25 protein-coding genes and 1 pseudogene are annotated in these 26137 nt (G+C 34.5%); 23 read left to right on the top strand and 3 right to left on the bottom strand.

Going from position 1 to position 26137, the window contains the following annotated elements:
• Positions 1 to 202: 202 nt before the first annotated feature.
• The 4 genes and pseudogenes from K5S59_RS07115 (at position 203) to K5S59_RS07100 (ending at position 4166) form a co-directional block, all read left to right on the top strand.
• A complete protein-coding gene (locus K5S59_RS07115) occupies positions 203 to 1216 on the top strand; it encodes a CgeB family protein (protein WP_000156216.1) in 1014 nt (337 codons plus the stop codon).
• Between the two features lie 36 nt (positions 1217 to 1252).
• Positions 1253 to 1384: pseudogene (locus K5S59_RS07110) on the top strand (glyoxalase); the annotation flags it as partial.
• A 479-nt stretch (positions 1385 to 1863) separates the two neighbouring features.
• A complete protein-coding gene (locus K5S59_RS07105; RefSeq protein WP_000636158.1) occupies positions 1864 to 3513 on the top strand; it encodes a copper resistance CopC/CopD family protein in 1650 nt (549 codons plus the stop codon).
• 32 nt (positions 3514 to 3545) lie between these two features.
• Positions 3546 to 4166 (top strand): YcnI family copper-binding membrane protein, encoded by a 621-nt coding sequence (locus K5S59_RS07100; protein ID WP_120449847.1) that lies wholly within the window; start codon positions 3546 to 3548, stop codon positions 4164 to 4166.
• 199 nt (positions 4167 to 4365) lie between these two features.
• On the opposite strand, the gene K5S59_RS07095 is transcribed toward K5S59_RS07100, so the two are convergent.
• Complete coding sequence (locus K5S59_RS07095) at positions 4366 to 5271, bottom strand: DMT family transporter (protein ID WP_098258282.1); 906 nt, start codon at positions 5269 to 5271, stop codon at positions 4366 to 4368.
• 97 nt (positions 5272 to 5368) lie between these two features.
• Between K5S59_RS07095 and K5S59_RS07090 the strand changes: the two genes are divergently transcribed.
• The 4 genes from K5S59_RS07090 to K5S59_RS07075 all read left to right on the top strand — a co-directional run bounded on the left by K5S59_RS07090 (position 5369) and on the right by K5S59_RS07075 (position 8172).
• Entirely contained in the window at positions 5369 to 6238 is an 870-nt protein-coding gene (locus tag K5S59_RS07090) for a LysR family transcriptional regulator (RefSeq protein WP_000156763.1), read from the top strand.
• A 120-nt stretch (positions 6239 to 6358) separates the two neighbouring features.
• Entirely contained in the window at positions 6359 to 6790 is a 432-nt protein-coding gene (locus tag K5S59_RS07085) for an Rrf2 family transcriptional regulator (protein WP_000704076.1), read from the top strand.
• 71 nt (positions 6791 to 6861) lie between these two features.
• Positions 6862 to 7512, top strand: coding sequence for a DsbA family oxidoreductase (locus tag K5S59_RS07080; RefSeq protein ID WP_000216687.1), 651 nt, complete (start codon positions 6862 to 6864; stop codon positions 7510 to 7512).
• Positions 7513 to 7569: 57 nt separating this feature from the next.
• The gene (locus K5S59_RS07075; protein ID WP_001277029.1) at positions 7570 to 8172 is read left to right on the top strand and encodes a nitroreductase family protein; all 603 of its coding nucleotides are present in this window, start codon (positions 7570 to 7572) and stop codon (positions 8170 to 8172) included.
• Positions 8173 to 8317: 145 nt separating this feature from the next.
• On the opposite strand, the gene K5S59_RS07070 is transcribed toward K5S59_RS07075, so the two are convergent.
• Entirely contained in the window at positions 8318 to 8737 is a 420-nt protein-coding gene (locus K5S59_RS07070) for a GNAT family N-acetyltransferase (protein ID WP_000860621.1), read from the bottom strand.
• A 183-nt stretch (positions 8738 to 8920) separates the two neighbouring features.
• Here K5S59_RS07070 and K5S59_RS30105 point away from each other — a divergent pair, with 183 nt between their 5' ends.
• From K5S59_RS30105 to K5S59_RS07060, 3 genes are all read left to right on the top strand, one after another.
• Entirely contained in the window at positions 8921 to 9052 is a 132-nt protein-coding gene (locus tag K5S59_RS30105; protein ID WP_000997344.1) for a hypothetical protein, read from the top strand.
• 111 nt (positions 9053 to 9163) lie between these two features.
• Entirely contained in the window at positions 9164 to 10774 is a 1611-nt protein-coding gene (locus K5S59_RS07065; protein WP_098237690.1) for an amidase family protein, read from the top strand.
• Between the two features lie 176 nt (positions 10775 to 10950).
• Positions 10951 to 11964 carry an AI-2E family transporter gene (locus K5S59_RS07060; RefSeq protein WP_001006588.1) on the top strand — a complete coding sequence of 338 codons (1014 nt, stop codon included), beginning with the start codon at positions 10951 to 10953 and terminating at the stop codon, positions 11962 to 11964.
• 78 nt (positions 11965 to 12042) lie between these two features.
• On the opposite strand, the gene K5S59_RS07055 is transcribed toward K5S59_RS07060, so the two are convergent.
• Positions 12043 to 12987 (bottom strand): L-lactate dehydrogenase, encoded by a 945-nt coding sequence (locus K5S59_RS07055; protein WP_000715319.1) that lies wholly within the window; start codon positions 12985 to 12987, stop codon positions 12043 to 12045.
• A gap of 201 nt (positions 12988 to 13188) precedes the next feature.
• On the opposite strand from K5S59_RS07055, the gene K5S59_RS07050 reads away from it, so the two are divergent.
• The 12 genes from K5S59_RS07050 (at position 13189) to K5S59_RS06995 (ending at position 26049) form a co-directional block, all read left to right on the top strand.
• A complete protein-coding gene (locus K5S59_RS07050; RefSeq protein WP_000983553.1) occupies positions 13189 to 14625 on the top strand; it encodes a flavin monoamine oxidase family protein in 1437 nt (478 codons plus the stop codon).
• A 103-nt stretch (positions 14626 to 14728) separates the two neighbouring features.
• The gene (locus tag K5S59_RS07045) at positions 14729 to 15652 is read left to right on the top strand and encodes a CobW family GTP-binding protein (protein WP_174718023.1); all 924 of its coding nucleotides are present in this window, start codon (positions 14729 to 14731) and stop codon (positions 15650 to 15652) included.
• 130 nt (positions 15653 to 15782) lie between these two features.
• A complete protein-coding gene (locus K5S59_RS07040; RefSeq protein ID WP_001290799.1) occupies positions 15783 to 16388 on the top strand; it encodes a TetR/AcrR family transcriptional regulator in 606 nt (201 codons plus the stop codon).
• Between the two features lie 15 nt (positions 16389 to 16403).
• The gene (locus tag K5S59_RS07035) at positions 16404 to 17894 is read left to right on the top strand and encodes an o-succinylbenzoate--CoA ligase (RefSeq protein ID WP_001161516.1); all 1491 of its coding nucleotides are present in this window, start codon (positions 16404 to 16406) and stop codon (positions 17892 to 17894) included.
• Between the two features lie 4 nt (positions 17895 to 17898).
• Positions 17899 to 18315, top strand: coding sequence for a MaoC family dehydratase (locus K5S59_RS07030; RefSeq protein WP_002071359.1), 417 nt, complete (start codon positions 17899 to 17901; stop codon positions 18313 to 18315).
• Positions 18315 to 19310 (top strand): 3-oxoacyl-ACP synthase, encoded by a 996-nt coding sequence (locus tag K5S59_RS07025; protein WP_001020748.1) that lies wholly within the window; start codon positions 18315 to 18317, stop codon positions 19308 to 19310. Before K5S59_RS07030 ends, K5S59_RS07025 begins: the two co-directional genes overlap by 1 nt.
• A gap of 62 nt (positions 19311 to 19372) precedes the next feature.
• A complete protein-coding gene (locus tag K5S59_RS07020) occupies positions 19373 to 21169 on the top strand; it encodes a 6-bladed beta-propeller (protein WP_033656318.1) in 1797 nt (598 codons plus the stop codon).
• A 234-nt stretch (positions 21170 to 21403) separates the two neighbouring features.
• The gene (locus tag K5S59_RS07015; protein ID WP_098237695.1) at positions 21404 to 22621 is read left to right on the top strand and encodes a substrate-binding domain-containing protein; all 1218 of its coding nucleotides are present in this window, start codon (positions 21404 to 21406) and stop codon (positions 22619 to 22621) included.
• Positions 22622 to 22711: 90 nt separating this feature from the next.
• Complete coding sequence (locus K5S59_RS07010; protein WP_000149312.1) at positions 22712 to 23485, top strand: ABC transporter ATP-binding protein; 774 nt, start codon at positions 22712 to 22714, stop codon at positions 23483 to 23485.
• Positions 23463 to 24164, top strand: a complete 702-nt coding sequence (locus K5S59_RS07005) for a branched-chain amino acid ABC transporter ATP-binding protein (protein ID WP_001196687.1) — start codon at positions 23463 to 23465, stop codon at positions 24162 to 24164. Before K5S59_RS07010 ends, K5S59_RS07005 begins: the two co-directional genes overlap by 23 nt.
• Before the next feature lie 21 nt (positions 24165 to 24185).
• Positions 24186 to 25046, top strand: coding sequence for a branched-chain amino acid ABC transporter permease (locus K5S59_RS07000; RefSeq protein ID WP_000382803.1), 861 nt, complete (start codon positions 24186 to 24188; stop codon positions 25044 to 25046).
• A gap of 49 nt (positions 25047 to 25095) precedes the next feature.
• On the top strand, positions 25096 to 26049 hold the full coding sequence (locus K5S59_RS06995; RefSeq protein WP_002071368.1) for a branched-chain amino acid ABC transporter permease: 954 nt from the start codon (positions 25096 to 25098) through the stop codon (positions 26047 to 26049).
• The last annotated feature ends 88 nt before the right edge of the window (positions 26050 to 26137 follow it).

The raw sequence follows: 26137 nt of genomic DNA, 5'->3' as shown, positions 1-26137 counted from the left end.
TTATGTATTTGTGTGAGGTGACAAAAAAGTTATACATTTTATAAGAAAGTCATATCTTATATAAAGATGTAGAATGAGCTGATTATGCTCCTCTTCCGCGGCAATATGTTACAGGGGAGACTAATTTGTAGCCAACTATATATTTTTAGGTAATACAATATAATATAAATAGTTAATTACATGTATTGGAGCGTGGCTATTTGTGACGATTTCATATAGTGCTGAAAATTTTAACGTATTATTTGTTAAATCTGGTGCTTCTGTATATTTTCCGGTGTTAGAGGAATCTATATTTAATAGTTTGAAAAAAGCAATTGGTAATGTAACGATGGTAACATACAAAAATTTGGTGAAAACAGCTTTAAAGATACAGCCCTCACTCATTATTGTATTCCATGGTTTTGAAGAAGGAATAAGTAAGGGGATTCAAGAGCTAAAACAATATAATTTTACGACTGCACTCTGGCTTACAGATGATCCTTACTTTACAGATGTGACAAAAAATTTAGTGCTTGATTATGATTATGTTTTTACACAAGATACAGGATGTATTGATTTTTATAAAGATTTAGGCTGCGATAATGTTTATTACTTGCCTTTAGCGGCAGAACCTCCTGCATATACGCCGATACGTACGGAAGAGGATTATTTATTTGATATTAGTTTCATAGGGACTGCTTTTGATAATCGGCTAGCGTTTATTGATTCAATTGCAGAGTATTTAGTGACTAAAAACACCTTAATTATAGGATGTAACTGGGATAGACTAAAAAACTATGAATTATTGAAGGATAAGATTATACTTTTACCATTTTTGGTTTATAAAAATAGTATGGAATATTATACAAAAAGTAAAATTAACATGAATATACATCGATCGATAGAGGATGTAACATTTAATATAAATAGAGTAAAAATAAATGCTTGTTCCATTAATAATCGTACATTCGAAATAGCTAGTACAGGTGCTTTTCAAATGACGGATATTCGTTCAGATTTGGAAAAGTGCTATATTCCAGGGGTGCAAATTGAGACATTTACTTCATCGGTTGATTTTATAGAGAAAGCAGAAAGGTATTTGGCAAATCCAGCACAAAGAAATAAAATTGCGATGGAAGGATTTAGAAGAACACTAATTGAACATACATATGATAAAAGGGTAAAAGATTTATTGGAAATAATTAGCGTTAATCCTAAAAAAGAAAGTGGAATTTAAAAATAGGGTTAGGATATGCAGAAACATAAAATGTTTAAAGAACAAGGTATTCGAGCATTAGAGCATACACTTCCCATTAATAAGCATGATAGAAGGTTATTTTATCTTAACCCAGCAGATACAAAAGAAATGAGCATTGATTATGGTGATTATCTGGAAGAGAAGTAAAAGAATTGTATTAAGAAAAGGTGTTGCGTAATAACGTAATGCCTTTTTTGTTTCTTCGGCTATTTGCGAGCGATAAGACTACCACCTCAAAAATCTGCGAGTATGAGAGAGTTAGGTGGGAGCTTACCGTCCATAAAGGCCTGACTGGCGTGGGCTAAGAATTAGGGGGGAACAAAAACACCCACTGATAAAAATTTTACTTTATGTATTTCACACTTTCTTCACAAATGATTCACGATAACTTTTCTTCTTCAGGAACTTACATAAATATATTTTATGATATAATTACAATCGACTTTAAAAATGTAAGTTGTATCTATGAAGGTAGTTACTATTTTATTAGAAGTTTAGAGGTGAGAGAGAAATAAAGAGTTATACTGTATAGCAATTTATATTTAATCAGGTTAATATTTCGCCGGGGAATTGAACTTGGGAAGTTAAAGGAATGGAAGTATAGCGATGAGTAAGAAAGAAGTGAAATGATTGTGAAAGTAATGAAAAGGTTAGGGGCATGGCTATTCATTGTATGTGTGCTTATTATATCGATACCAAAAAGTGCATCTGCTCATGCGTACATTGTGAAATCCAATCCTGCTGAAAATGAAACGTTGAAGCAAGCACCAGCTGTTGTGAAAATTGAATTCGATGAGGATATACAAGTTTCGCATTTTAATACATTGTTTGTAAGAGATACATCAGGTACAAGAGTAGATTTAAAAGATGCTCATATCGATAAGAAAAATAAAAAATTATTAGAAGCAGGGTTAAAAGAAAATTTGAAAAACGGACTCTACTCTATTCAGTGGAAAGTGATTTCAGCTGACGGTCATCCTATTCAAGGAGTGATTCCGTTCCGAATTGGATCAGCAGAAGCGGGAGCAGACGATTTACAAGTAGAAGAGATGGGATATGTTCCACAAATAGATATGATTATGGAACGTGGCGTTCTATATACAAGTTTCTCACTATTTATAGGAGTGCTATTCTTTAATCTTATTATGTACAAAGGGAATGCAATCTCGGTTCAATCAAGAAGTAAAAAAATAATATGGATCTCATTAATTGGCATATTCATTAGTTTACTATTCAATCTACCATTGCAAACGAAAATAAATGCTGATGTTTCATGGCTAGAAGCATTCAATCCTTTACTATTAAAAGAAACATTACAGCTCTCTGTTTTTAGTTACGTATGGCTCACTCAAATGGCTCTTATTAGTTTGCTTATAACCGTTACGTATTTTGCGCTGAAGTGTGAAAAGCTATCGTCGTTTAAAGTATGGAGCATTCCGATAGTATTGTTTATTGGGATACTTGTTATGAAAGCCTTTAATAGTCACGCATATGGTTTAAAGTTTAAAGAAATTGCTGTCGTTATGGACTTTCTACATTTATTCGCAGCCTCATTATGGATTGGCGGTCTATCAACCATTATTCTTCTTTTACGTAAAGAGGATGACAAGTGGAGTATGTATTGGGATATGATTAAGCGTTTTTCACCGTGGGCAACAGGTGCTGTCATCGTGATTTTAATAACAGGTCTTTTTAACAGTACATTTTTTATTCCAACAATCCACTCGTTATTTGATACGAAGTATGGATTAGCTTTATTAGCAAAAATACTTTTATTCATTTTCATGGGGATATTGGGAATTGTTCATTATGTGAAAGGGAAAATGAGAGCGCAGCAAGGATTAGGCGCTACAGTGAAAGTAGAGTTTATCATAGGAATTATTATTTTCGTAATCGTAGCTTTTATGACAAACGTACAAACACCGCCGATGCCACCTACTGGACCTTTTACAGAGAGTAAACAATTAGATAATGGATATGAACTTACTTTACATGTAAGTCCTAATAAAGTAGGACAAAATACATTCCATATTACTTTAAAGGATGAGAACGGACAACCTGTTACTGATATGGAGCAAATTATTTTAACTACGCAATCATTGGATATGAACATGGGAAAAGGCTCATTTAAAGTTTCGGCCGTTTCACCAGGAGAATATGAAGCGGAAGGTATGTATATTAACATGACAGGAAACTGGAATATACAAGTGCACGGATTAACAAAATCTCTTGATAGCTTTGATGCGGATTATAAATTTATAGTAGGCGGCAGATAAAGAGAAGGTATAAATAAAAAGGAGTTAATAAAATGAAACGTATAAAAAAAATTGGCACAACAATGATCGCAACAATTATTGCAATGGGCATTTTTTCGTTACCGGTTAGTGCGCACGTCACTGTGAAGCCAGCAACTTCAGACGTAAATTCTTGGGAGACTTACACGATAAAAGTACCGGTTGAAAAGAATGTTGCAACGACAAAAGTTACATTGAAAATACCGTCTGGAGTAGAGTTCCAACAGTATGAACCAGTGCCAGGATGGAAAGTGGAAGAACAAAAAGATAATGATGGAAAAGTGAAAACTGTAGTGTGGGAAGCAACAGGAGAAGGGATTTTACCCGGTCAGTTTCAGCGATTTACTTTCGTCGCTAAAAATCCGGATAAGGAACAAAAAATAGCTTGGGATGCATATCAACAATATAAAGACGGAGAAATTGTTGAATGGACAGGCGATGAAAAAGCTGAAAAACCACATTCACTTACTACAATTGCAAAAGGTACGTCATTAACAGGTGAACATGGTGAAGTGTCTAATGTAGAAAAGAATGAAAGCACTAGTAATATGCAATTGATAGCAATTGTCTTATCTATTTTAGCGATTGTATCGTCGGTAGGTGCATGTGCTTTTGTGGTACGTCGTAAAAAATAAGTAAGATTGAAAGGTCTATGGAATAGTAAGAATGAGGATAGTGGAGAGCTTGAATCTCCAAATTCTTTATACTGTAAAACCATATAATTCCCCCTTATGATTAGAATTGTTAGTCTATTTGTATATGTTAGAGAAAATATTCTTACTACTTAAATATCATCATACAATAAAAAAAGAGTCTACAAACGTAGACTCTTTTTTATTTCACTTCAACCTGCTGCCTTACAGCAAGTGTTTTCGGCTTTATATTTACGAAACAAATACTCACCACAATAAATAATAGTCCGATGAATAAGCTAATAGTAATGGCCTCATGTAAGAAAATTGAGCTTACAATAATAGCGATTAGTGGAATAAGAAATGTATAAGCCCCAACTTTACTTGCTTCACCAGCTCCAACAAGAGTAAAGTATGCAAGCCATCCCATTGCAATAACAAAGAATGAAATAAAGAGTAGTACGCTAACAAATGGTATACTCCAAGCGATACTAGACCAGCTTTCAAACTCTGAACCAAATCCAATTAAGCAAAGTCCACCAATAATGAGCTGCAGTGTTACCATCCAAATGGAATTAACGCGGTGCCCAGTCTTCTTAATAAATACTGTTCCAAGTGCCCAGCCAATAGCGCATCCTATCGCGAGAAGGATTCCGATAATAGAAATATGTCCAGTTAAACTACTAGAGCTAATAACACCTACGCCAATAAATCCAAGAACAAGCCCGAAAATTTTTAAGCCGTACATAGATTCTTCAAGCCAAATCCATGAGAAAATGCCGAGTAAAACTGGTTGTAGAAATACGATGGCGGAAAATAGCCCAGCAGGCATATATTGAAGGCCGACAGTTTGTAATCCGTAAAATATAATGATGTTAAGTAAAGAAGAAATAACGTATAAATGCCAAGTTTCTTTTAAGTGTAACTCTTTGTATTTCGGTAATGCGAAAAGGAGTAAAATGAATCCTCCAATTAAAGTTCGAACGCCTGCAAATAAAATGGGTGGTGTATAATGCAGGGCAAACTTAGATAAAGGCCAATTGATTCCCCACATGAAAACGAGAAAGGTAAGGATGATGGCCGTCTTAGTTCGAGAAAGCTGTGTCACGGTAAGACCTCCTTGTTGTTATTCATTTCACTATGATATGATATCGACTGTAATAAATAAAATGAATCTTTTTTATAAGGAGTATAAGTGATTAGTTATGACCATTACACAACTGCAAGTATTAATAAAAACTGTTGAGCTAGGTAGTTTTACGAAGGCTGCTCGGGTGTTAAATATGACGCAGCCAGCTGTAAGTCACGCCATTTCTAGTATTGAGTCAGAGTTAGGAGTTACGATTCTTATACGTGATAAACGAAAAGGATTAATCGTTACGGATGTAGGAAACAGAATTCTTGTACATATTAGAGAGATTTTGAACGGTGTAGAGAAGATTGAACAAGAAGTTGCGATGGAGAAAGGACACGAAGTGGGGACGATTCGAATTGGGAGTTTTCCGAGTGCTTCTGCACATTTCTTACCGAAAATGATAAACCATTTTAAGGAGAAGTATCCGAACTTAGAGGTCGTTCTTTGCGAAGGAACAATTAAAGAAGTTGAAGATTGGTTAATATCGAGGGTTGTTGATATAGGAATTGTTATTTTGCCTAATAAAGAGATGGAGATTGTCCCATTAACGAGGGGGAAAATGGTTGCTATCTTAAGAGAGGATCATCCTCTTTGTAAGAAGGACTCTATTGCAATTAGTGATCTAGAGAATGAACCAATCATATTATGTAAGGGCGGATACGAACCACCCATTATTGATATGTTTAAACAAGCTAACGTACCACTTCGGGCTGAGTATGTAATATCGACCGTTACTACAGCTTTAAATATGATTCAAGAAGGGCTAGGTATTGCAATATTAGCTGAATTATCTTTAACGAATTTACCACAGAATGTGCAAACGAGAGAATTGGAGCCGCAAGTATGGAGAGAAATTGCTTTAGCTGTTCCTTCATTGAAGGACTCTTCAATCGCTGTGCAGCTATTTATTGAGGAATTTCAAGTTCTATTTGCAGAATGACAAGAGGTGTCCCATATATCTTAATGGGACACTTTTTAATTTGCTTATAAAAAATTTATGAAAAGGATTGACTTATCTTTTTGTTGTAACTATAATGATTACATCGAGGTGGTGATCACGATGAAAATTAGTAGCCGCTTTTCTATAGCTGTTCATATTTTATCTATTTTGAAAAACAATCCATCTTCACTTTGTACTTCAGACTATATGGCTGAAAGTGTAAATACGAATCCAGTAGTTATTCGCAAAATCATGTCGTACTTGAAGCAAGCTGGATTTGTATATGTAAATCGCGGCCCAGGTGGTGCGGGATTATTAAAGGATTTACATGAAATCACATTGTTGGATGTGTATCATGCAGTAAATGTAGTCGAAGAAGACAAGCTATTTCATATTCACGAGCAACCAAATCCAGATTGTCCAATTGGAGCGAATATTCAAGCTGTATTAGAAGTTATATTAATACAAGCGCAATCTGCGATGGAAGAAGTTTTAAGAAATATTACGATGGGGCAGTTGTTTGAAACTCTGCAAGAGAAAATGAATGCTTAAATCATATTTATATTTTTTTGTTATTAATGTAACTGATTTGATTACAACTATAAAGGTAAGGTGTCAAAGTTATGACTGTAAAAATGAAAGTATACTCAGATTTTATATGTCCATTTTGTTTTTTAGCAAAAGGTCCATTAGATGAGGTAGCGAAAGAGAATGATGTAGAGATTGAATGGATGCCATTTGAATTACGTCCAAGTCCATATTCAAAAATAGATCCATGGAATGAGCCGGAAAAATTAGGTTCATGGGACGCTTTCATTCTTCCAACCGCGAAAAAGTTAGGAATCGATATGCGTTTGCCGCGTGTTTCTCCGCATCCATATACACATTTAGCTTTTGAAGGATGTCAATTTGCGAAGGAACGTGGACTTGGAAATGAGTATCATCACCGTGTATTCACAGCATTTTTCCAAGAAGAGCAAAACATTGAAGATATTGATGTTTTAACAAAATTAGCGGTAGAAGTAGGTCTTCCTGAAGCCGAATTTAAAGATGCTTTAGTAAATCGAAAATATAAAGAAAAGCATCAAGAAGCAATTCAGCACGCATATGATGAGGCAAATATTATGGCTGTTCCAACTGTCATGATTGGAGATGAAGTCATTCAAGGACTTGCTAGTAAAGAAACGCTACAAAGAGTAATTGATAAAGAAATTGAAAAGGAAAAAACAAATTCATTTGAAGGTATGCAGTGTAATACAGATGGATATTGCTAAATCGCTTGTTATGAAATAACAAAATAAATTATAAAACAAATATTTGGAGGAATTAACATGTCAGCAACTACAACAAACTTAAAAGAAGCAATCGTGAACCGTCGTTCTATTCGTAAAGTAACAAAAAACGATGCAATTACGAAAGAAAGAATTGAAGAAGTTTTAAAAACAGCTTTACACGCACCAACATCTTTCAATATGCAAAGTGGTCGTATGGTTGTATTAATGGATGGAGAACATGAAAAGTTTTGGGATATTGTTAAAGAAACATTAAGAGCCCGCGTACCAGCAGAAAACTTTGAAGCGACTGTAGAAAGATTAAAAGGTTTCCATACAGGTGTTGGGACTGTGTTATTCTTTGAAGATCAAGCAACAGTAGAAAAAATGCAAGAAAATGCACCATTATATAAAGATCAGTTCCCATTCTGGTCTCATCAAGGAAATGCAATGTTACAACATACTGTATGGATGTTATTAGCAGCTGAAGGAATTGGCGCATCTCTGCAACATTACAATCCAATCGTAGATGCTGAAGTGAAAGAAACTTGGAATATTCCAGCAGAGTGGAGCTTAGTAGGACAAATGCCATTTGGTGAGCCAAATGAACAACCGGGAGAAAGAACGTTCTTACCTACTGAAGATGTAGTGAAATTTTATTAAAAAATTTAATATGTAAAGAGTGAAATAAAAAGAGAGTACATATGAGCCATATATGTACTCTCCTTTCGTATGTAATAGTAAACTTATACTGCAAGAACAAATTCCTTTATATGAACCGAAGTCTTTTCTTACAATTAAAAATCTATTATGTTTTTGAAATGACAGTAAACATCCCCGTCATGTTTGGTGAGTAATCTTTAAAATCAAATTTCTCATAGAACGATTCTTTACCTTCTGATGCAAACAAGCCGACAAACGCCTTATCAGGGGCATTCTCATGTAAGTATGCAACTAAACGATGCATGATTTCTTTCCCGATACCGTGTTTCTGATAATCTGGATGCACCACTATATCTTGAATATAGAAATAGATAGATCCATCACCAACAATTCTACCCATGCCGATAATTTTTTCATTATCATTGACTGTGATGCAGTGAATAGAATGTTTCAGTGAAGTTTCCGCTACTTTAAAATTCATATAATTAGTCCATCCAACAGAATCACATAAATATTTATACTCTTCCAATGTTGGAATGTTATGTTTAAACTCATATGTTTTCAAAATGTACCCTCCAAACCCTTAAATTCAACAAATATATACATTCGACATTTTTTTATCTTTTCCTCTTATGTAACTGAATTTCCTTTAGCTATCGAATTTCGTATAGTTTCCTTATTTGTATTAATTTATATGAGTTTAGGGAAAAAATATTAGAAATAATGCAATAGAAAGGGAAGTGGAAAAATGAATGATGAGAAAAAATATACAGTGGTAGGTACTGATGTTGAGGAAGTAAAGCGTTTAAATAAAAATTCAGGGTTAACGTATAATCAAGTGAAAGAAATGTTAGCAAAGCAAATGCAAAAAAAGAAGTAATTAGATTGAAATCTTTCATTTTTTCATTTAGCATTTCGATTGGAGAGAGTTAAGTAAAAGGTAACTCTCTTTTTCGTATAAGGAAGCACCTTGTAGAGTGGAGGAAGCAACTTGAAGAAGTGGGTAAAGGTAACGCTGTCTATCGCTGGAGGCATTGTCTTATTAGCATGTGCCGGCGGATATTACGTGTATAAAAATTATTTTCCAAAGGGACCTGAGCGTATTGTATATGATAAAGAAAGAGTGCTACAACCGATACATAATCAGCTTAAAGGAATTAATATAGAAAATGTAAAGATAAAAGAAAAAGAAGTTGTAAATGCGACTGTAGATGAGCTTCAAAAAATGATTGATGATGGAAAATTGTCATATGAAGAATTAACGAGTATTTATCTCTTTAGAATACAAGAACATGATCAAAATGGAATAACATTAAATTCTGTTACAGAGATAAATCCTAATGCGATGGAAGAAGCAAGAAAGTTAGATCAAGAGCGAAGTAGAAACAAAAAGTCGAATTTATATGGTATTCCTGTCGTTGTAAAAGATAATGTGCAAACGGAAAAAGTGATGCCGACTAGTGCAGGAACTTATGTATTAAAGGATTGGATTGCAGATCAAGACGCAACAATTGTGAAGCAGTTGAAAGAAGAGGGGGCATTTGTTTTAGGAAAAGCGAATATGTCTGAGTGGGCGAATTATTTATCTTTTACAATGCCAAGCGGGTATAGCGGGAAGAAAGGACAAAATTTAAATCCGTACGATCCGATTACATTCGATACTTCAGGATCAAGTTCAGGATCTGCTACAGTAGTTGCAGCAGATTTTGCACCGCTTGCAGTCGGAACAGAAACGACAGGATCGATTGTAGCACCAGCGACGCAGCAATCAGTAGTTGGGTTACGTCCATCACTAGGTATGGTGAGTAGATCAGGTATTATTCCATTAGCTGAAACACTTGATACAGCAGGACCGATGGCAAGGACGGTAAAGGATGCAGCAACGTTATTTAACGTAATGGTAAGTTATGATGAAAAAGATGCTATGACAGAAAAAATGAAAGATAAAGAAAGAATCGATTATACGAAGGACTTATCAATAGACGGATTGAAAGGGAAAAAAGTAGGCGTTCTATTTTCAATAGACCGACAAGATGAAAATAGAAAAGAGGTAGCAGAAAAGATTAGAAAAGACCTTCAAGATGCAGGTGCGATCTTGACTGATGATATTCAGTTAAACGCTGGGGGTGTAGATAATTTGCAAACATTAGAATATGAGTTTAAACATAATGTTAACGACTATCTTTCAAAGCAAAAAAATGTACCAGTAAAATCGCTAGAAGAGATTATAACGTTTAATAAAAAAGATAGTAATAGACGAATAAAATATGGACAAACATTAATTGAGGGATCTGAAAAATCTGCTATAACGAAAGATGAGTTTCAAAAAGTAGTGCAAACGAGTCAAGAAAATGCAAGAAAAGAGCTAGATAGGTATTTAGTAGAAAAAGGTTTGGATGCCTTAGTTATGATTAATAACGAAGAAGTTCTTCTATCAGCTGTAGCTGGCTATCCAGAATTAGCGGTACCAGCAGGATATGATAACAATGGAGAGCCAGTAGGTGCAGTGTTTGTAGGGAAGCAATTCGGTGAAAAGGATCTGTTCAATATTGGATATGCGTATGAACAACAGTCTAAAAATAGAAAATCACCAAAATTGTAAAAGGATAAACGAAAAAAAGAGTGCCACTAAATTATGTTGGTCGGCTAATACAAAAGAATCTAACATTATAAAAGAAAAAAAGGATTCTTCTCAATTAGTAAGAAAGATTGTCTATAGAAGTTCATAAAATGTAATATATTCAATTTCCATCCATTGAAGGGGGAGGTTAAATCTAAATGAATGAAGTGAAAAATTTCTTTCGAAGTAGAGGGTTTCAACGGTTTCTCGTTTTAATAATAGTAGCGCTTGTATTATACGGATTAAAAAGTATGATTAATTTAATATTGATTACGTTTATACTGACGTTTTTAATGGATCGGTTTCAACGTTTTATTTCAAAGAAATTGAAAGTGAATCGGAAAATTGTTATCGCATGTTTGTATATCATATTAGTTACTTTTATCGGCACAACATTATATAAATATTTACCTGTGCTAACGATACAAATTTCCCAATTAATTCATCAGTTTAGATTGTTTTTTCAAAATCCACCTGATAATGAAATCATTAAATATGCACTCTCAACAATTAATGGGATGGAAGTATCAAAATATATAGAACAAGGTGTAGATGTTATATATCAATCGATTGCAAATATAGGAAAAGTCAGTTTGCAAATACTACTCTCTCTTATTTTAAGTTTATTTTTCTTGTTAGAAAAAGAACGCATAATATCATTTACTTCGAAATTTAAAGATAGTAGTCTGAAGGTTTTTTATGAGGAGATTGCATATTTTGGCGAAAGGTTTGCAAGATCGTTCGGTAAAGTAATTGAAGCACAGTTTTTAATTGCAGTTGTCAATTGTGTACTCACTGTAATTGCACTTGTGATTTTAGGGTTTCCGCAGCTTCTTGTATTGGCTGTCATGGTCTTTCTACTCGGTTTGATTCCTGTTGCGGGTGTAATCATTTCCTTGTTCCCGCTATGTATTATTGCTTATAACGTAGGCGGAGTTATGTACGTTGTATACATACTTGTGTTCATTACAATAATCCATGCTCTGGAAAGTTATTTTTTAAACCCGAAGTTCATGTCTGCGAAAACGAATTTACCAATCTTTTATACATTTATGATTCTCATCTTTTCAGAGCATTTCCTTGGAATATGGGGGCTAATTATTGGTATACCAATCTTCATCTTCTTATTAGATGTACTTAATGTAAATAATGAGGAATCGATTAAAAAATAGAAAATAACTGATGTTTTCAATGAGCGAGCAATGAAAAAGCAATCCAAAATAAATTGGATTGCTTTTTTGCATACACGATTAAAGAACAGGTGCCATTGTTTCTTTCAACACTTGAACAGAGTGATCGAATTTTAATTCTTCGTCTTCACTTAATTCTACTTCTAAAATTTCACGAACACCGCCGCGATTTAAAACAGCAGGTACACCGATATAAACATCTTTTTGACCGTATTGGCCTTCTAAGTAAGCTGATACTGTTAATACGCTATTTTCGTCGTTTAAAATCGCCTTTGTAACACGTAGAAGTGACATACCAATACCATAGTAAGTTGCACCTTTTCGCTCGATAATATGGTAAGCTGCATCACGAACATTTATGAAGATTTTGTCTAAATCTTCTTGCGTGTATGTGTTGTCTTTATCAAGAAGCGTTTGTAGTTTTTGAATACCGACTGATACGTGACTCCAAACAGGAAGTTCCGTATCACCATGTTCTCCGATAATATAAGCATGAATGTTGTGTGGACCAATATCGAAATACTCACCTAACATATAGCGGAAACGAGCAGAATCAAGAGTTGTACCAGAACCGATTACGCGTTCTTTTGGTAAACCAGATTCTTTCCAAGTTACGTAAGTTAAAATATCGACAGGGTTAGTTGCGATTAAGAAGATACCATCAAATCCGCTATCCATAATACTACGAACGATTTGTTTAAAGATTTTCGCGTTTTTCTCAACTAAATCTAGGCGCGTTTCACCTGGTTTTTGTGGTAATCCAGCCGTAATGACTACAAGATCAGCATCTTTACAATCTTCGTAGCTACCTTTCCATACTCTAGTTGGAGCTGGTGCAAAAGGAACAGCATGACTTAAATCCATTGCTTCTCCTTCAGCTTTTGCCTCGTTTACATCAACTAAAACAAATTCTTCAGCTACAGCTTGGTTAATCATGCAGTAAGCATAACTACATCCAACTGCTCCTGTTCCTACTAATACTACACGGTTAATCCCTTTTTTCATTTTAAAATTCCTCGCAATTTCATTGATTTTATTATGTAAGATAATACGTCGTACTTCTATAGATTCATATCTAGTTTATTACATTTTATAAAAGATATTCAAGTATTTGAAAATGTATCCGTGCAATTTCTTGCACGAAACATAGGAAGTAAGTGAACCGAATATAATGCAATAAAATCCTTTATAGAAGGGGAAAAGGGCATGATGCAGCCATTAACGATGGAAAGAATGCTCCATATTATTAATGTGGGGCTCGTAAAAACGAAGAATCCAAAGCAAATTATTATTGCTGGTGCAGGAATTTCAGGATTAGTTGCAGCATCGTTATTGAAAGAATCAGGGCATAGCATAACAATTTTAGAAGCGAATAACCGAATAGGCGGAAGAATATATACGATCCGTGAACCGTTTAGCAGAGGCTTATATTTTAATGCAGGGCCAATGCGAATTCCTGAAACACACGAGTTAACTTTAGCTTACATTCGTAAATTTAAATTACCATTAAATCTTTTTATAAATAAAACCGCTTCAGATATTATTTATACGAATAATATTAAAACGAGATTGAGCGTATTTGAAAAAAATCCAAGTATACTTGGATATCCAATTTTAGAGAATGAAAAAGGGAAAACGGCAGAAGAGTTAATGTTAGTAGTGCTAGAACCAATACTTAATTTTATAAAAAAAGATTCTAATAAAAACTGGATCATCGTTGAAACAAAGTATAAAACATATTCGCTCGGATCATTTTTAAGTGAGTATTATTCAGATGGAGCAATAGATATGATTGGGGTACTTCTAGATATGGAAGCATATATGGGAATGTCTTTAATTGAAGTATTACGTGAAATGATCTTTTTTACTTCAACGACAAAATATTATGAAATAACGGGCGGAATGGATACATTACCAAATTCATTTTTACCCGAGTTAAAAGAAAATATTTTTATGTCGTATAAAGTAGAAAAAATTATACAGGAAGATAATAAAGTGATGATGCAAGTAACAAATGAACAAACGTTACATTCATTTATGGTAACAGGCGACATTGCTATTATCACAATTCCATTTTCAGCGTTACGATTTGTAGAAGTTCAGCCATATCATTTATTCTCTTATTTTAAAAGACGAGCAATTCGTGAATTAAATTATATTGCTGCAACTAAAATTGCGATAGAGTTTAAAAGTAAATTTTGGGAGAAAGCGAGACAGTGTGGCGGTAAATCTATTACAGATTTACCTATACGATTTACATATTATCCGAGTTATGGTATTCATAAACAAGGGGCAGCTATCGTTTTAGCGAGTTATACGTGGGCAGATGAGGCGTTAACGTGGGATAGTCTCACGCAAAGAGATCGTATTCGTTACGCATTAAAAAATTTAGCGGAAATATACGGGGACATCGTCTATAGTGAGTTTGTTACTGGAACATCTTTTAGCTGGAGCCAAAATCCGTATTCTTGCGGCGCATTTACGGCTTTCGAACCAGGTCAAGAGTTAGAGTTATTTCCGTATATTACGCCGCCAGCTGGCAAAGTACACTTTGCAGGAGAGCATACGACATTAACACATGGATGGATGCAAGGAGCAATAGAGTCTGGAATTCGAGTTGCTTATGAAGTAAACGAACAGTGAAGATATATTTACAAATCACTATTCTTTTAATAAAATGATTAATATAAATCGTAATTATTACGCTTTGAATACGTTTGAAATAAAGAAATGGATGGTCGATCAAATGAATAAAGTAGAAATTCATATATTAGGTGGCTTTTTAGGTAGTGGAAAATCAACATTATTACAAAATTTATTGTTAGCGGAGAAAAAGAAGAATAGAAAAGTTGCAGTATTAATGAATGAAATTGGTGAATACTCAGTAGATACAGATATTATTGGAAAAGAGAATGTTTTAAGAGAGCTTCTGAAAGGATGTATTTGTTGTACGCTAAAAGAAGAGCTTGAAATACAATTACATTCGTTATATCAGCAAGAAAGACCAGATGTCATTTATATAGAAACGACAGGTGTTGCACATCCAATTGAAGTGTTAGATGCGTGTGTATCACCAATTTTAGCACCTTTCTTAGAAGTGAAATCAATTGTAGTTGTTTTAGATGCAGTAAGGTGGTTAAATCGAAGAGTATTAAGTGCAAACGTTCAGCAATTATTGCATGAGCAACTGAAGTTTGGTAGCCACATTTTAATTAATAAATCAGATTTACTAACAGATGCGGATAAGAACAAAGTAATTGAAGAAGTGAAAGCAATAAATAATCATGCGAAATTGTTTGAAACAAAATATTGTAATATATCTTTAGAAGATATAGAAGAAGCTGAATTTGTAAATGACGCGGAACATGAGACACTACACGTCAAACAGCATTTACATATACAAACGATGACGTATCAATTTACGAAATTGATTGATCAAGATAAATTATACGAATGGCTTTCGAATTTACCAGATAGTATTTATCGTGTAAAAGGTTTTGTGAAATTTCATGGTGATAAATATCCGCACCTATTCCAATATTCGTTCGGGGTACCGACTTTACTGGAACAAGACTTCGGTTTTCCGACGAACTTGGTAGTAATAGGAGAAGGGCTAGATAAGAAACAATTGGCTGAAGGATTAGAGAAAGTAGAACTTAATTCTAATTAAGATTAAAGGACTAACTTCAAATTAAGTTAGTCCTTTTTTATATGTAGAAAAACGCTTGCGGATTTTGTCTAATGAAAATAATTGTAAAATTCAGAAATGTATTTATAATCAAATCTAAGAGGTGATTCAGGTGTCAGAAAAAATAATAATGGATGTAAAAAACCTAACAACAAAAGGATTAGAAACGAGAGAGAAATTATTGTGTGCTGCAGAAGAGGTGTTTGGTAGTAAAGGATATTACGAGGCTTCTATCGTGAATATTACACAAGAAGCAAAGGTAGCGCACGGAACTTTCTATAATTACTTTCCATCTAAAAAAGATATATTTGATGAATTAATTCGCAGATTGAATCGTGAGTTACGCTTAATTATTAAAGAAGAAATGAAGGGAATATCAAGTTATGAAGAGGCACAAAGAAGAGGTTTTCAGGCTTTTTTTCGGTGGGTAAAAGATCGACCTAATCTATATAACATTGTACAACAGGCAGTAGTTGTTGATGATAACTTATATAGGTGGTACTATGCAAAGCTCGCAAATGGATTTTTAAAAAGTTTATCGGCTGGTATGGAAGCGGGAGAGTTTAAACAACTTGATAAAGAAACAATTGCGTATTGTCTTATGTCAATTGGGCAATTTCTAGGAATGCGATGGGGTTATTGGGAAGAGAAAGATGTTCCAGAAGATGTATTTGAAGCAGCGATGTCATTAATATTTGAGGGATTGAGAAAGAGATAAGGGAGTGGGGGAAATATGCAAGGCATTGCTTATTGGATTGAAAAACGGTCCTATTTACATCCAGATCGCATTGCCATTATTACAGAAGAGGAGGAAATGACATATAAACAGTTACATGAGTATGTAAGTAAAGTAGCAGCTTATTTAATTTACGACTTGAATGTGCAAAAAGGAGAAAGGATAGCCATTTTATCACAAAATAGCTTGGAATATATTGTACTTTTGTTTGCTATAGCAAAAGTAGAATGTATTGCTGTTCCATTGAATATACGATTAACAGAAAATGAACTTATATTCCAGTTAAAAGATAGTGGAACTACAGTTTTATTTGTAGAGGAAACATTTCAAAATATGGCACTGTCAATGCATAAGGTATCGTACGTACAAAGAGTTATTTCAATTAAAAGTTTAAAAGAAATCGAAGATAGAAAAATTGTTAACTTTGAAGAGATAAATGAAAGCGCATCCTTTATTATATGTTATACATCAGGTACAACAGGAAAACCGAAAGGGGCCGTACTTACACAAGAAAATATGTTTTGGAATGCGCTTAACAATACATTTGCGATTGACTTAACTATGCACGACAGCTCTATTGTATTATTACCTTTATTTCATATTGGTGGAATTGGTTTATTCGCATTTCCAACTTTATTTGCAGGTGGCGTAATCATTATTCCAAGAAAATTCGAACCAACCACAGCTCTTTCCATGATAGAAAAACATAAAGTTACTGTAGTGATGGGAGTACCTACAATTCATCAAGCATTAATTAATTCCCCAAAGTTTGAAACTGCAAATTTACAATCAGTTCGCTGGTTTTATAACGGTGGTGCTCCATGTCCAGAAGAGTTGATGAGAGAATTTATAGATAGAGGATTTTTATTTGGTCAAGGCTTTGGTATGACTGAAACATCACCAACCGTATTTATGCTTTCAGAAGAAGATGCAAGACGTAAAATAGGTTCAATTGGAAAACCTGTTCTGTTTTGTGATTATGTACTTATTGATGAAAACAAAAATAAGGTTGGAATCGGTGAAGTTGGGGAGTTACTTATAAGAGGGCCGAATGTAATGAAAGAGTATTGGAATCGACCAGATGCAACAAAAGAAACAATTCAAGATGGATGGTTATATACGGGAGATTTAGCTAAAGTTGATGAAGATGGTTTTGTATACATTGTCGGTAGAAAAAAAGAAATGATAATCTCCGGTGGTGAAAATATTTATCCGCTTGAAGTAGAGCAGGTCATTAATAAGATTTCGGAGGTATATGAGGTAGCAGTCGTTGGTAGGCAACATGTAAAGTGGGGAGAGATTCCAATCGCCTTTATTGTGAAAAAGAGTAGCAGTGAATTAACTGAAAAGGAAGTCATTGAACATTGTTGTTTATTTCTAGCAAAATATAAAGTTCCAAAAGAAATTGTATTTCTAGAGGAATTGCCTAAAAATGCAACTGGTAAAATTCAAAAAGTACAGTTAGCAAATCAATTGAAAAGCAGGTGAAGAGATGACGATGTATAGCACTGGTCAACAGGCATCATGTAGTAAAACGATAACAGAAACAGATTTTGTATTATTTGCAGGTTTGAGTGGGGATTTTAATCCAATTCATATTGATCATGAGTATGCGAAACAAACTAGATTTAATCAAAGAATAGCACATGGTTTACTAACTTCCAGTCTATTATCACAATTGCTTGGGATTCATTTACCTGGAAAAGGATCCGTTTATATGGAACAAACTATTAAATTTACAGCACCAGTTTTTATAGGAGATACAATTACAGCTACGGCTACAGTGCAAGAATTTATGATAGAAAAGAGAGTTTTGAAATTGTTAACTGAATGCCATAATCAAAAAGGAGATTTAGTATTGACAGGTGTAGCGACTATGATGGTGCCAAAAGAAGGAGGAGTAGTCTAATGAATATTGGGGTTGAAACGACTGGTGTTTTCTTCCCAAAAGACGTAGAGACGGCTGCAGATCTATCTAAGAAAACAGGTATCCCTGAGAAAATTATTATAGAAAAGTTTGGTTTATATGAAAAACATGTCGCAGATGACACAATGCATGCATCAGATTTAGCTATTGCTGCTGCAAAGCCAATATTATTACAAGTAGATCCTCAATCTATTGATGTAGTCATTTATTTTGGCAGTCCACATAAAGATTACCACGTATGGTCAAGTGCCCCAAAAATTCAGCATGAACTTGGATTGAAAAATGCTTATGCTTTTGAAATTATGAATGTTAGTTCTTGCTTTCCTATTGCTCTCAAAGTCGCAAAAGATATGCTTTACTCCGATAACTCAATTGAAAATATATTATTAGTAGGTGGATGTAAAGAATCTCAAATTGTAGATTATGATAATCCACGCTCACGTTTTATGTTTAATTTCGCTGATGGCGGAAGCGCAGCTTTAGTAAAAAAAGATGCTCGAAACGGTGAAATATTAGGCAGTGCGATTATAACAGATGGTTCATTTCATGAAGATGTACGTATTCCAGCAGGTGGATCAAAGCAGGTTGCGAGCTATGATACAGTTGAGAATCGACAACATTATATTGATGTAATAGATCCTAATAGTATGAAAGAACGTCTAGACCGGGTTTCAATCTCTAATTTTGATAAGGTTATTAGGGAGGCGCTAAGAAAAAGTGGATTTACTCCTAAAGATATTAAAGTATTGTTACCACTGCATACAAAACGTTCTATGTTAATAGAATTGATACAGGGGCTAGGGCTAGCAGAAGAACAAGTTGTATATTTAGATCATTATGGACATATGTCAGCGCTTGATCCTTGCATTGGCCTTCACTTTGCAAATGAACAGGGAAAATTACAGCCTGGAGATATTGCAGTAGTAGTAAGTGCCGGGACTGGGTATACGTGGGCAGCGACTGTGATTAGATGGTAGTAAAGATGGATTTTATTAAAAAAATTATATGTTGTTTTTTCATTGTTATTGTGAGTCTATGGATGTTTGCTTCTGTAGGAAATGCCTCTGCTGTAAAATATGTGAAATCATGGGGGAGTGAGCTAGATCCTTCTAAGTTATTAAGGACACCGGTGGCGATGGCAAGGGATGCAAAAGGATTTCTGTATGTTGTTGATATGGGGAATAATAGGGTTTTGAAAATAGATAAGAATGGAGAAGTTGTTGATGCTATAGGAACTTTAGGTGAAGGTCCGGGACAGTTTAATATGCCATTTGGTATTGCTGTTGATAAAGAAGGTAATATTTTAGTTGCGGATACAGCGAATTATCGTATTCAAAAATTTAATGAGGAGTTTCAATTTATTAAAAGTTGGGGCACAAAAGGTAAAGGAAGTGGGCAGTTCTCGTTTCCTAGGGAGATTGCAGTAGATAGCGATAACAATTACTATATTACGGATGAATACAATCATCGGATTCAAAAATATAGCCCGAATGGGCAGTATATTCAAACAATAGGGAGTTATGGAAAGGCGAATGGAGAAATGGCTTTACCACAAGGTATTGCGATAAATAAACAAGACGAGGTCTATATTGCAGACACTTATAACAATCGTATTCAAGTGTTTGATAAAAAAGGGGAGTTTAAGCGAGTAATCGGAGCAGGAATTGCAGGTTTAGGCCCATATCAATTCTATCATCCAAGAGGAATAAATTTTGACTCAACATCTGGATCGCTATATGTAGCAGATACTTATAACAATCGGATAATGAAATTTACAAATAAAGATCAATTTTTATATACAGTAGGTAACTTTTTTCAGTTCGTTTATCCAAATCAAGTTCTTCCGGATGGTAAAGGGAATATCTATATAACGGATACGGGAAATAATCGTGTACTTTTATATAATGAAGTAGGCCTAACAGCGGTAATGAAGAAAACTATAGGTAATGATAGGAATGGAAATACACAATATGCAGGACCTTATGATGTCGAAAGAGACAAGAATGGAAATGTTTTTGTATCTGATTCCTTTAATCATCGAATTTTGAAATATGATACATCTGGGAAGGTTGTTGGGAAGTGGGGAAGTTTATTTGGTGCTGGTGGACCACTAGGATACGGAAGTCTTCCAGGACAGTTTTATGTTCCAAGACAAATTGCAACGGATCGTTACAATAACGTGTATGTATCTGATTCTGTAAATCATCGTATTCAAAAATTCACTAATTCAGGGATAGCACTTGCTTCATATGGTTCATTTGGAGTATTACCAGGTTTTTTTCAATTTCCATCTGGAATAGCTATTGATAGTAAAGGAAACATATTTATAGCTGATTCAGAAAATCATCGTATTCAAAAATTTAGTCCATTCTTTGTATATATGAAAGAATGGGGGAGAAAAGGAAGTGGAGAGGCAGAGTTTTTTCAACCTATGCAATTAGCGGTTGATTCAAAAGATAATATTTATGTTGTGGATCGGATTAATAATAGGGTTCAAAAATTTGATAATGAGGGTAATTTTCTTACAAAATGGGGTACAAATCATGGAACTGGAAACTTAGATCCACTAGAAAATTGGAGAGAGGGTCCCGGGGATCTTTTTTTGCCAATAGGAATTGAAATCGATATAAATAATACGGTGTATGTCACAGATACTTCTAATAATCGCGTGAATATTTATAATGAAAATGGGGATTTTTTAGAGTCTTTTGGAAGTTTTAGTGGTATATCAGGGCAGTTTTTCTCACCACAAGGAATAGATGTGGATAGCCAAGGGAATATCATTATTACAGATGGTTTACTCCAAAGAATTCAATTTTTTAAGAAAGCTAATTAGTATTAGAGGCTCAAAATGCTTGTTAGAAAGGATAGAAGTTTAATAGTTTAGGAATACGGTATAGGTAGGAATAAAATATTTGTATTAAATTGTAAAGGTGTTTCATGGAAATCGGAGAAGATACATGTATACTAACAATCTCGTTTATATGATTCAAAGAAAAAGTCATAATTACGGATGGGTAACTTTGGCGTGTTTGATTCTATCAGAAAGTAAAGTATGGGGAGGATCACAATGTCGATGAAAAAACGTAAATGGCTAAGAATGATGGCTACTGGTTGTGTGTTAGGTTCGTTATTAATAACGGCAGCTTGTTCAGGAAAGAAAACAAGTACAGAGGATGAAAAGACGATTAAGGTAGGGGTTCTTGCATCATTAACAGGTCCATTAGAATCGTATGGAAAACAAACAGTGAACGGATTTGAATTAGGGTTAGACTATGCAACGGGTGGAACTGGGAAAGTGGAAGGGAAGAAGATTAAGTTTGTTGTAGAAGATACGGAAACAAAAGCTGATGTAGCAGTTAAAAAAGCTACGAAATTATTAGAAGAAGAGAAAGTTGATTTTTTAGTTGGATCGTCTAGTTCAAGTGATACATTAGCGGTTTTACCATTAGCAGAAGAATATGAAAAAATAATGGTTGTAGAACCGGCGGTAGCTGATAGTATTACCGGGAAGAACTGGAATAAATACATTTTTAGAACAGGTAGAAATTCATCTCAAGATGCAGTCGCTGGTGCAGCAGCAATTGCTAAAAAAGATGTAAAAATAGCAACGTTAGCACAAGATAATGCTTACGGCCGTGAAGGAATTGCGGCATTTAAAGCTGGAGCAAAGAAGTTAGGTGCAAATATTGTAAACGAGCAATATGCTGATACAAATTCGACTGACTTCACTGCTAATATTCAAAATATCATTAGCTCAAAACCAGATTATTTATTTATCGTTTGGGCGGGGGCGAATTCACCTTGGAAACAGTTGAAAGATATGAATGTGGAAGCGCAAGGTATTAAAATTTCTACCGGTGCACCAGATATACCGGCATTAAAAACGATGGATGCGCTAGTAGGAATGCAAGGTTTTTCTGTTTATTATCATACACTCCCGAAAAATAAAGTGAATGATTGGTTAGTGGAAGAACATAAAAAACGATTTAATGGTGCGGTGCCAGATTTATTTACAGCAGGTGGAATGTCAGCGGCAATTTCAATTGTAGAAGCTTTAAAGAAAACAAAAGGTGATACAGATGTAGATACATTAATTAAGAAAATGGAAGGAATGGAATTTGATACACCGAAAGGAAAGATGAAGTTTAGAGAAAAGGATCACCAAGCGATGCAGACACTGTATTCTATCACATTGAAAAAGCAGGATGGTGTTGATTATCCAGTGCCAGTATTAGAGCGAGAATTAACGATGAAAGAGACAGAACCACCAGTTCAAAATAAATAGACTGAATTTTCTGTTGTTTTGTATAAAGAGGGAGTGTACCCTCTTTATACGTATTTCTTTCATACTTATAGCTTTAAAGGGAGGGATTTCGTGACACATTTGTTAGAAACGAAAAATCTTAGCGTATCTTTTGGCGAGCATCATGTTATTAAGGACGTGGATTTAACAGTACAAAAAGGAAAGCTCATTTCTATTATTGGACCAAACGGTGCAGGAAAGACAACGTTATTTAATTTACTTAGTGGACAAATTTCTCCAACGAAGGGTGAAGTATATTTTAAAGGACGAGAGATTACAAAATTATCAATTTCGGATCGAACTCGATTAGGAATTGGTCGTTCTTTTCAACTTACAAATATATTCCCGGAGTTAACGGTACTTGAAAATGTTCGATTAAGTGTTCAATCATTCGTGCAAGATTACTATAGTTTTTTTCCGAGTTCGGCAAAGTTTAAGCAACAAATTGGAGAGGCGAGACGGTTCTTAAAAACTGTATTACTTCAGGAGAAAGAACATGTATTAGCGAAAGATTTAGCACATGGAGAAAAACGAAAGTTAGAGCTTGCAATGTTATTAGCTTTAAAAACAGATGTGTTACTACTTGATGAGCCGACGGCAGGTATATCAGTTGAGGAGGTACCGGCTATTTTACAAGTGATTGAGAATATTAAAAAACATCCAGAGAGTACGATTGTACTGATTGAACACAAAATGGATATGGTACTAGGTTTGTCAGACCATCTTATCGTTTTATTCCATGGAGAGCTATTAGCTGAAGGTTTGCCCGAAGAGATTATGAAAGATGAGCGTGTACAAAGTGCTTATTTAGGGGGATTATATAGTGGCACTATTACAAGTGAATAATATAGAGACGTATTTAGATCAGTTTCATATTTTACAAGGGGTATCTCTTGCTGTTGAGAAAGGAACGATTACTGTACTGTTTGGAAGAAATGGGGCAGGGAAGACGACGACATTACGTTCCGTTATGGGATTTCACCATATCGCACATGGTGAAATTTATTATGATCGTACACAAGTAAATGGATTATCTACACATTTAATTTCAAGAAAAGGAATAGGTTATGTACCAGAAAATCAAGGTATTTTTCACGACCTGACAGTAGAAGAAACATTCGCTCTTGCTAGGGGGAAGGGAGAAGAAGCGGAAGAGAAAATTGAGTGGATGGTTGAACTATTTCCAGATTTAAAGCAGTTTTGGCACAAAAAAAGTGGACTCTTAAGCGGCGGACAAAAACAAATGCTAGCAATTTCAAGAGCATTTATTAATAGTGATGGTTTATTACTTATTGATGAGCCGAGTAAAGGTTTGTCCCCTATTATGATAGAGAAATTAATGATAGCTATTTTAAAAATGAAGGAGAAAACAACAGTTTTACTCGTTGAACAAAACTTTATGATGGCTAGTCAAATTGGTGATTACTTTTATATTATGGATAACGGAAGAATTGTTCATAACGGTTTTATGCATGAATTAAAAGAGGATAAGGAAATGTGTCACAAATATTTAGGAATCTCTTAACATGAATCCGAGGTGAGAAGGATGGATGTGTTAATCAATTTATTTGTAAATGGGATTTCAACAGGGATGCTTATTTTTTTATTAGCATCAGGTCTTTCACTGATTTTCGGTTTAATGAGCGTTTTAAACTTCGCACATGGTGGTTTATTTGCGTGGGGAGCGTTTACAGGTGTTTGGTTATTTAATACGACAGGTAGTTATGTATTAGCGTTAGTTGGAGCAATTGCAATGGGTATGTTTCTTGGATTCATTTTAGAAAGATTCCTTATTAGACCGGTATATGGAAATCATGTTCGCCAGCTTCTTGTGACGCTTGGAGGAATGCTTGTACTTAGTGAATGTATTAAAGTATTTTGGGGACCGAATCCAATTGGTGCTAAATTACCGTTATGGTTACAAGGTAGTTATACATTTGAAGGTGTTATATTAATTAAATATCGTCTATTCGTTATTTTAATTGGGATCATCATTTACATTGCCTTACTATTATTGCTCAAAAAAACAAAAATAGGTCTTATGATTCGCGCAGGTGTAATGGATAAAGAGATGGTTCAAGCACTCGGTATTAACGTAAAAGCGATATTTTCTTTCGTCTTTTTATTAGGAGCAGGGATGGCAGCGTTGGGAGGCTTCTTATTAGCACCGTATTCAGGCGTTATTTTTGCAGAGATGGGTATGCAGTATGCGATTTTAGCTTTCATAGTAGTAATCATAGGAGGGTTAGGAAGCGTACAAGGTTCAGCAATCGCTTCTTTAATTGTCGGATTAGCTGGTGCTTTTACAGCATATTTTATACCGGATTTATCGCTTGCAATTAATATGTTAATGTTACTATTTTTCTTAATAGTGAAGCCAAACGGACTTGTTGGTGAAAAGGGGTGACATGGTGAACAGCACTTCAAATCGAATTAAAGTATACTTCGGAGTATGTATGCTCATTTGTTTAAGTGTATTTCCATTCGTAAATGATTCACGGAGCTTGTTAATTTTGTTCACTCAAATCTTCATCTTTGCTATTTTTGCAATGAGTTTTGATGTATTACTTGGATATACCGGAATTGTATCGTTCGGCCATTGTATGTTCTTTGGAATAGGGGCATATGGCGTAGCGCTTTTATTTGATCGGCAAGGAGTATCTATAACGAACTTTTTTATAGGGCTAGTAGCTGCAATTATCATTTCAGCAATTGTTAGTTATATAATCGGCTTGCTTTCATTGCGTCTGAAAAGTCATTTTTATGCAATGTTAACACTTGCTATTTCACAGTTGTTTTTCGTACTTGCTGAAAAATGGCGTGGACTCACTCATGGAGGAGACGGTTTTACATTTGGTGTACCAGACTTATTCCGTGATCGTTTTACCTTTTATTATGTAACACTTATATGTTTAATTGTCATTTTTATTCTGTTACGTCTTTTCACAAAATCTTCAATTGGAAAAGTATTAAAAGCAATTTCACAAAATGAGCAACGTGTTGAGGCACTAGGATATAAAGTTCTTCATTATAAAATTATTGCTAGTATTGTTGCAGGAGTAGTTGCTACAATTAGCGGTGGTTTATTTGTTATCACACTACGCTTTGTTAATACGACTGTATTTTCAATTGAAATGACATTAAATGCATTATTGATGACAATGATTGGAGGCGTTGGAACGTTAATTGGAGCAATTGCTGGAGCTGGAATTATTGAATCACTGAAATATTATTTATCAGAACTAGCCACAGCGTATCCGATTTTTGAAAGATGGACAATTATTCTTGGTTTATTGTACATTATCGTCTTGTTAGTTTTTCCGAAAGGATTAGTTGGCACGATTAAGAGACTGAAGAATGTGAAACAGAGTAAGAAGGAGAAAAGTGCAAAAGTGGAGCAAAATGTGTGAAAAATCAATTGTATAGAATATAAAAATCCCTCTTTTAAATTCGTAAAGGAGGGATTTTTATTAGTGTATGTAATTAGTTTATAGCTAT

Origin of the sequence: Bacillus sp. BML-BC051 (assembly GCF_019656175.1) — a bacterium.
GTDB classification, from domain to species: Bacteria; Bacillota; Bacilli; order Bacillales; family Bacillaceae_G; genus Bacillus_A; species Bacillus_A mobilis.
Note: the sequence above shows the minus strand (reverse complement) of the source record. Positions and strands in the feature narration are given on the sequence as shown.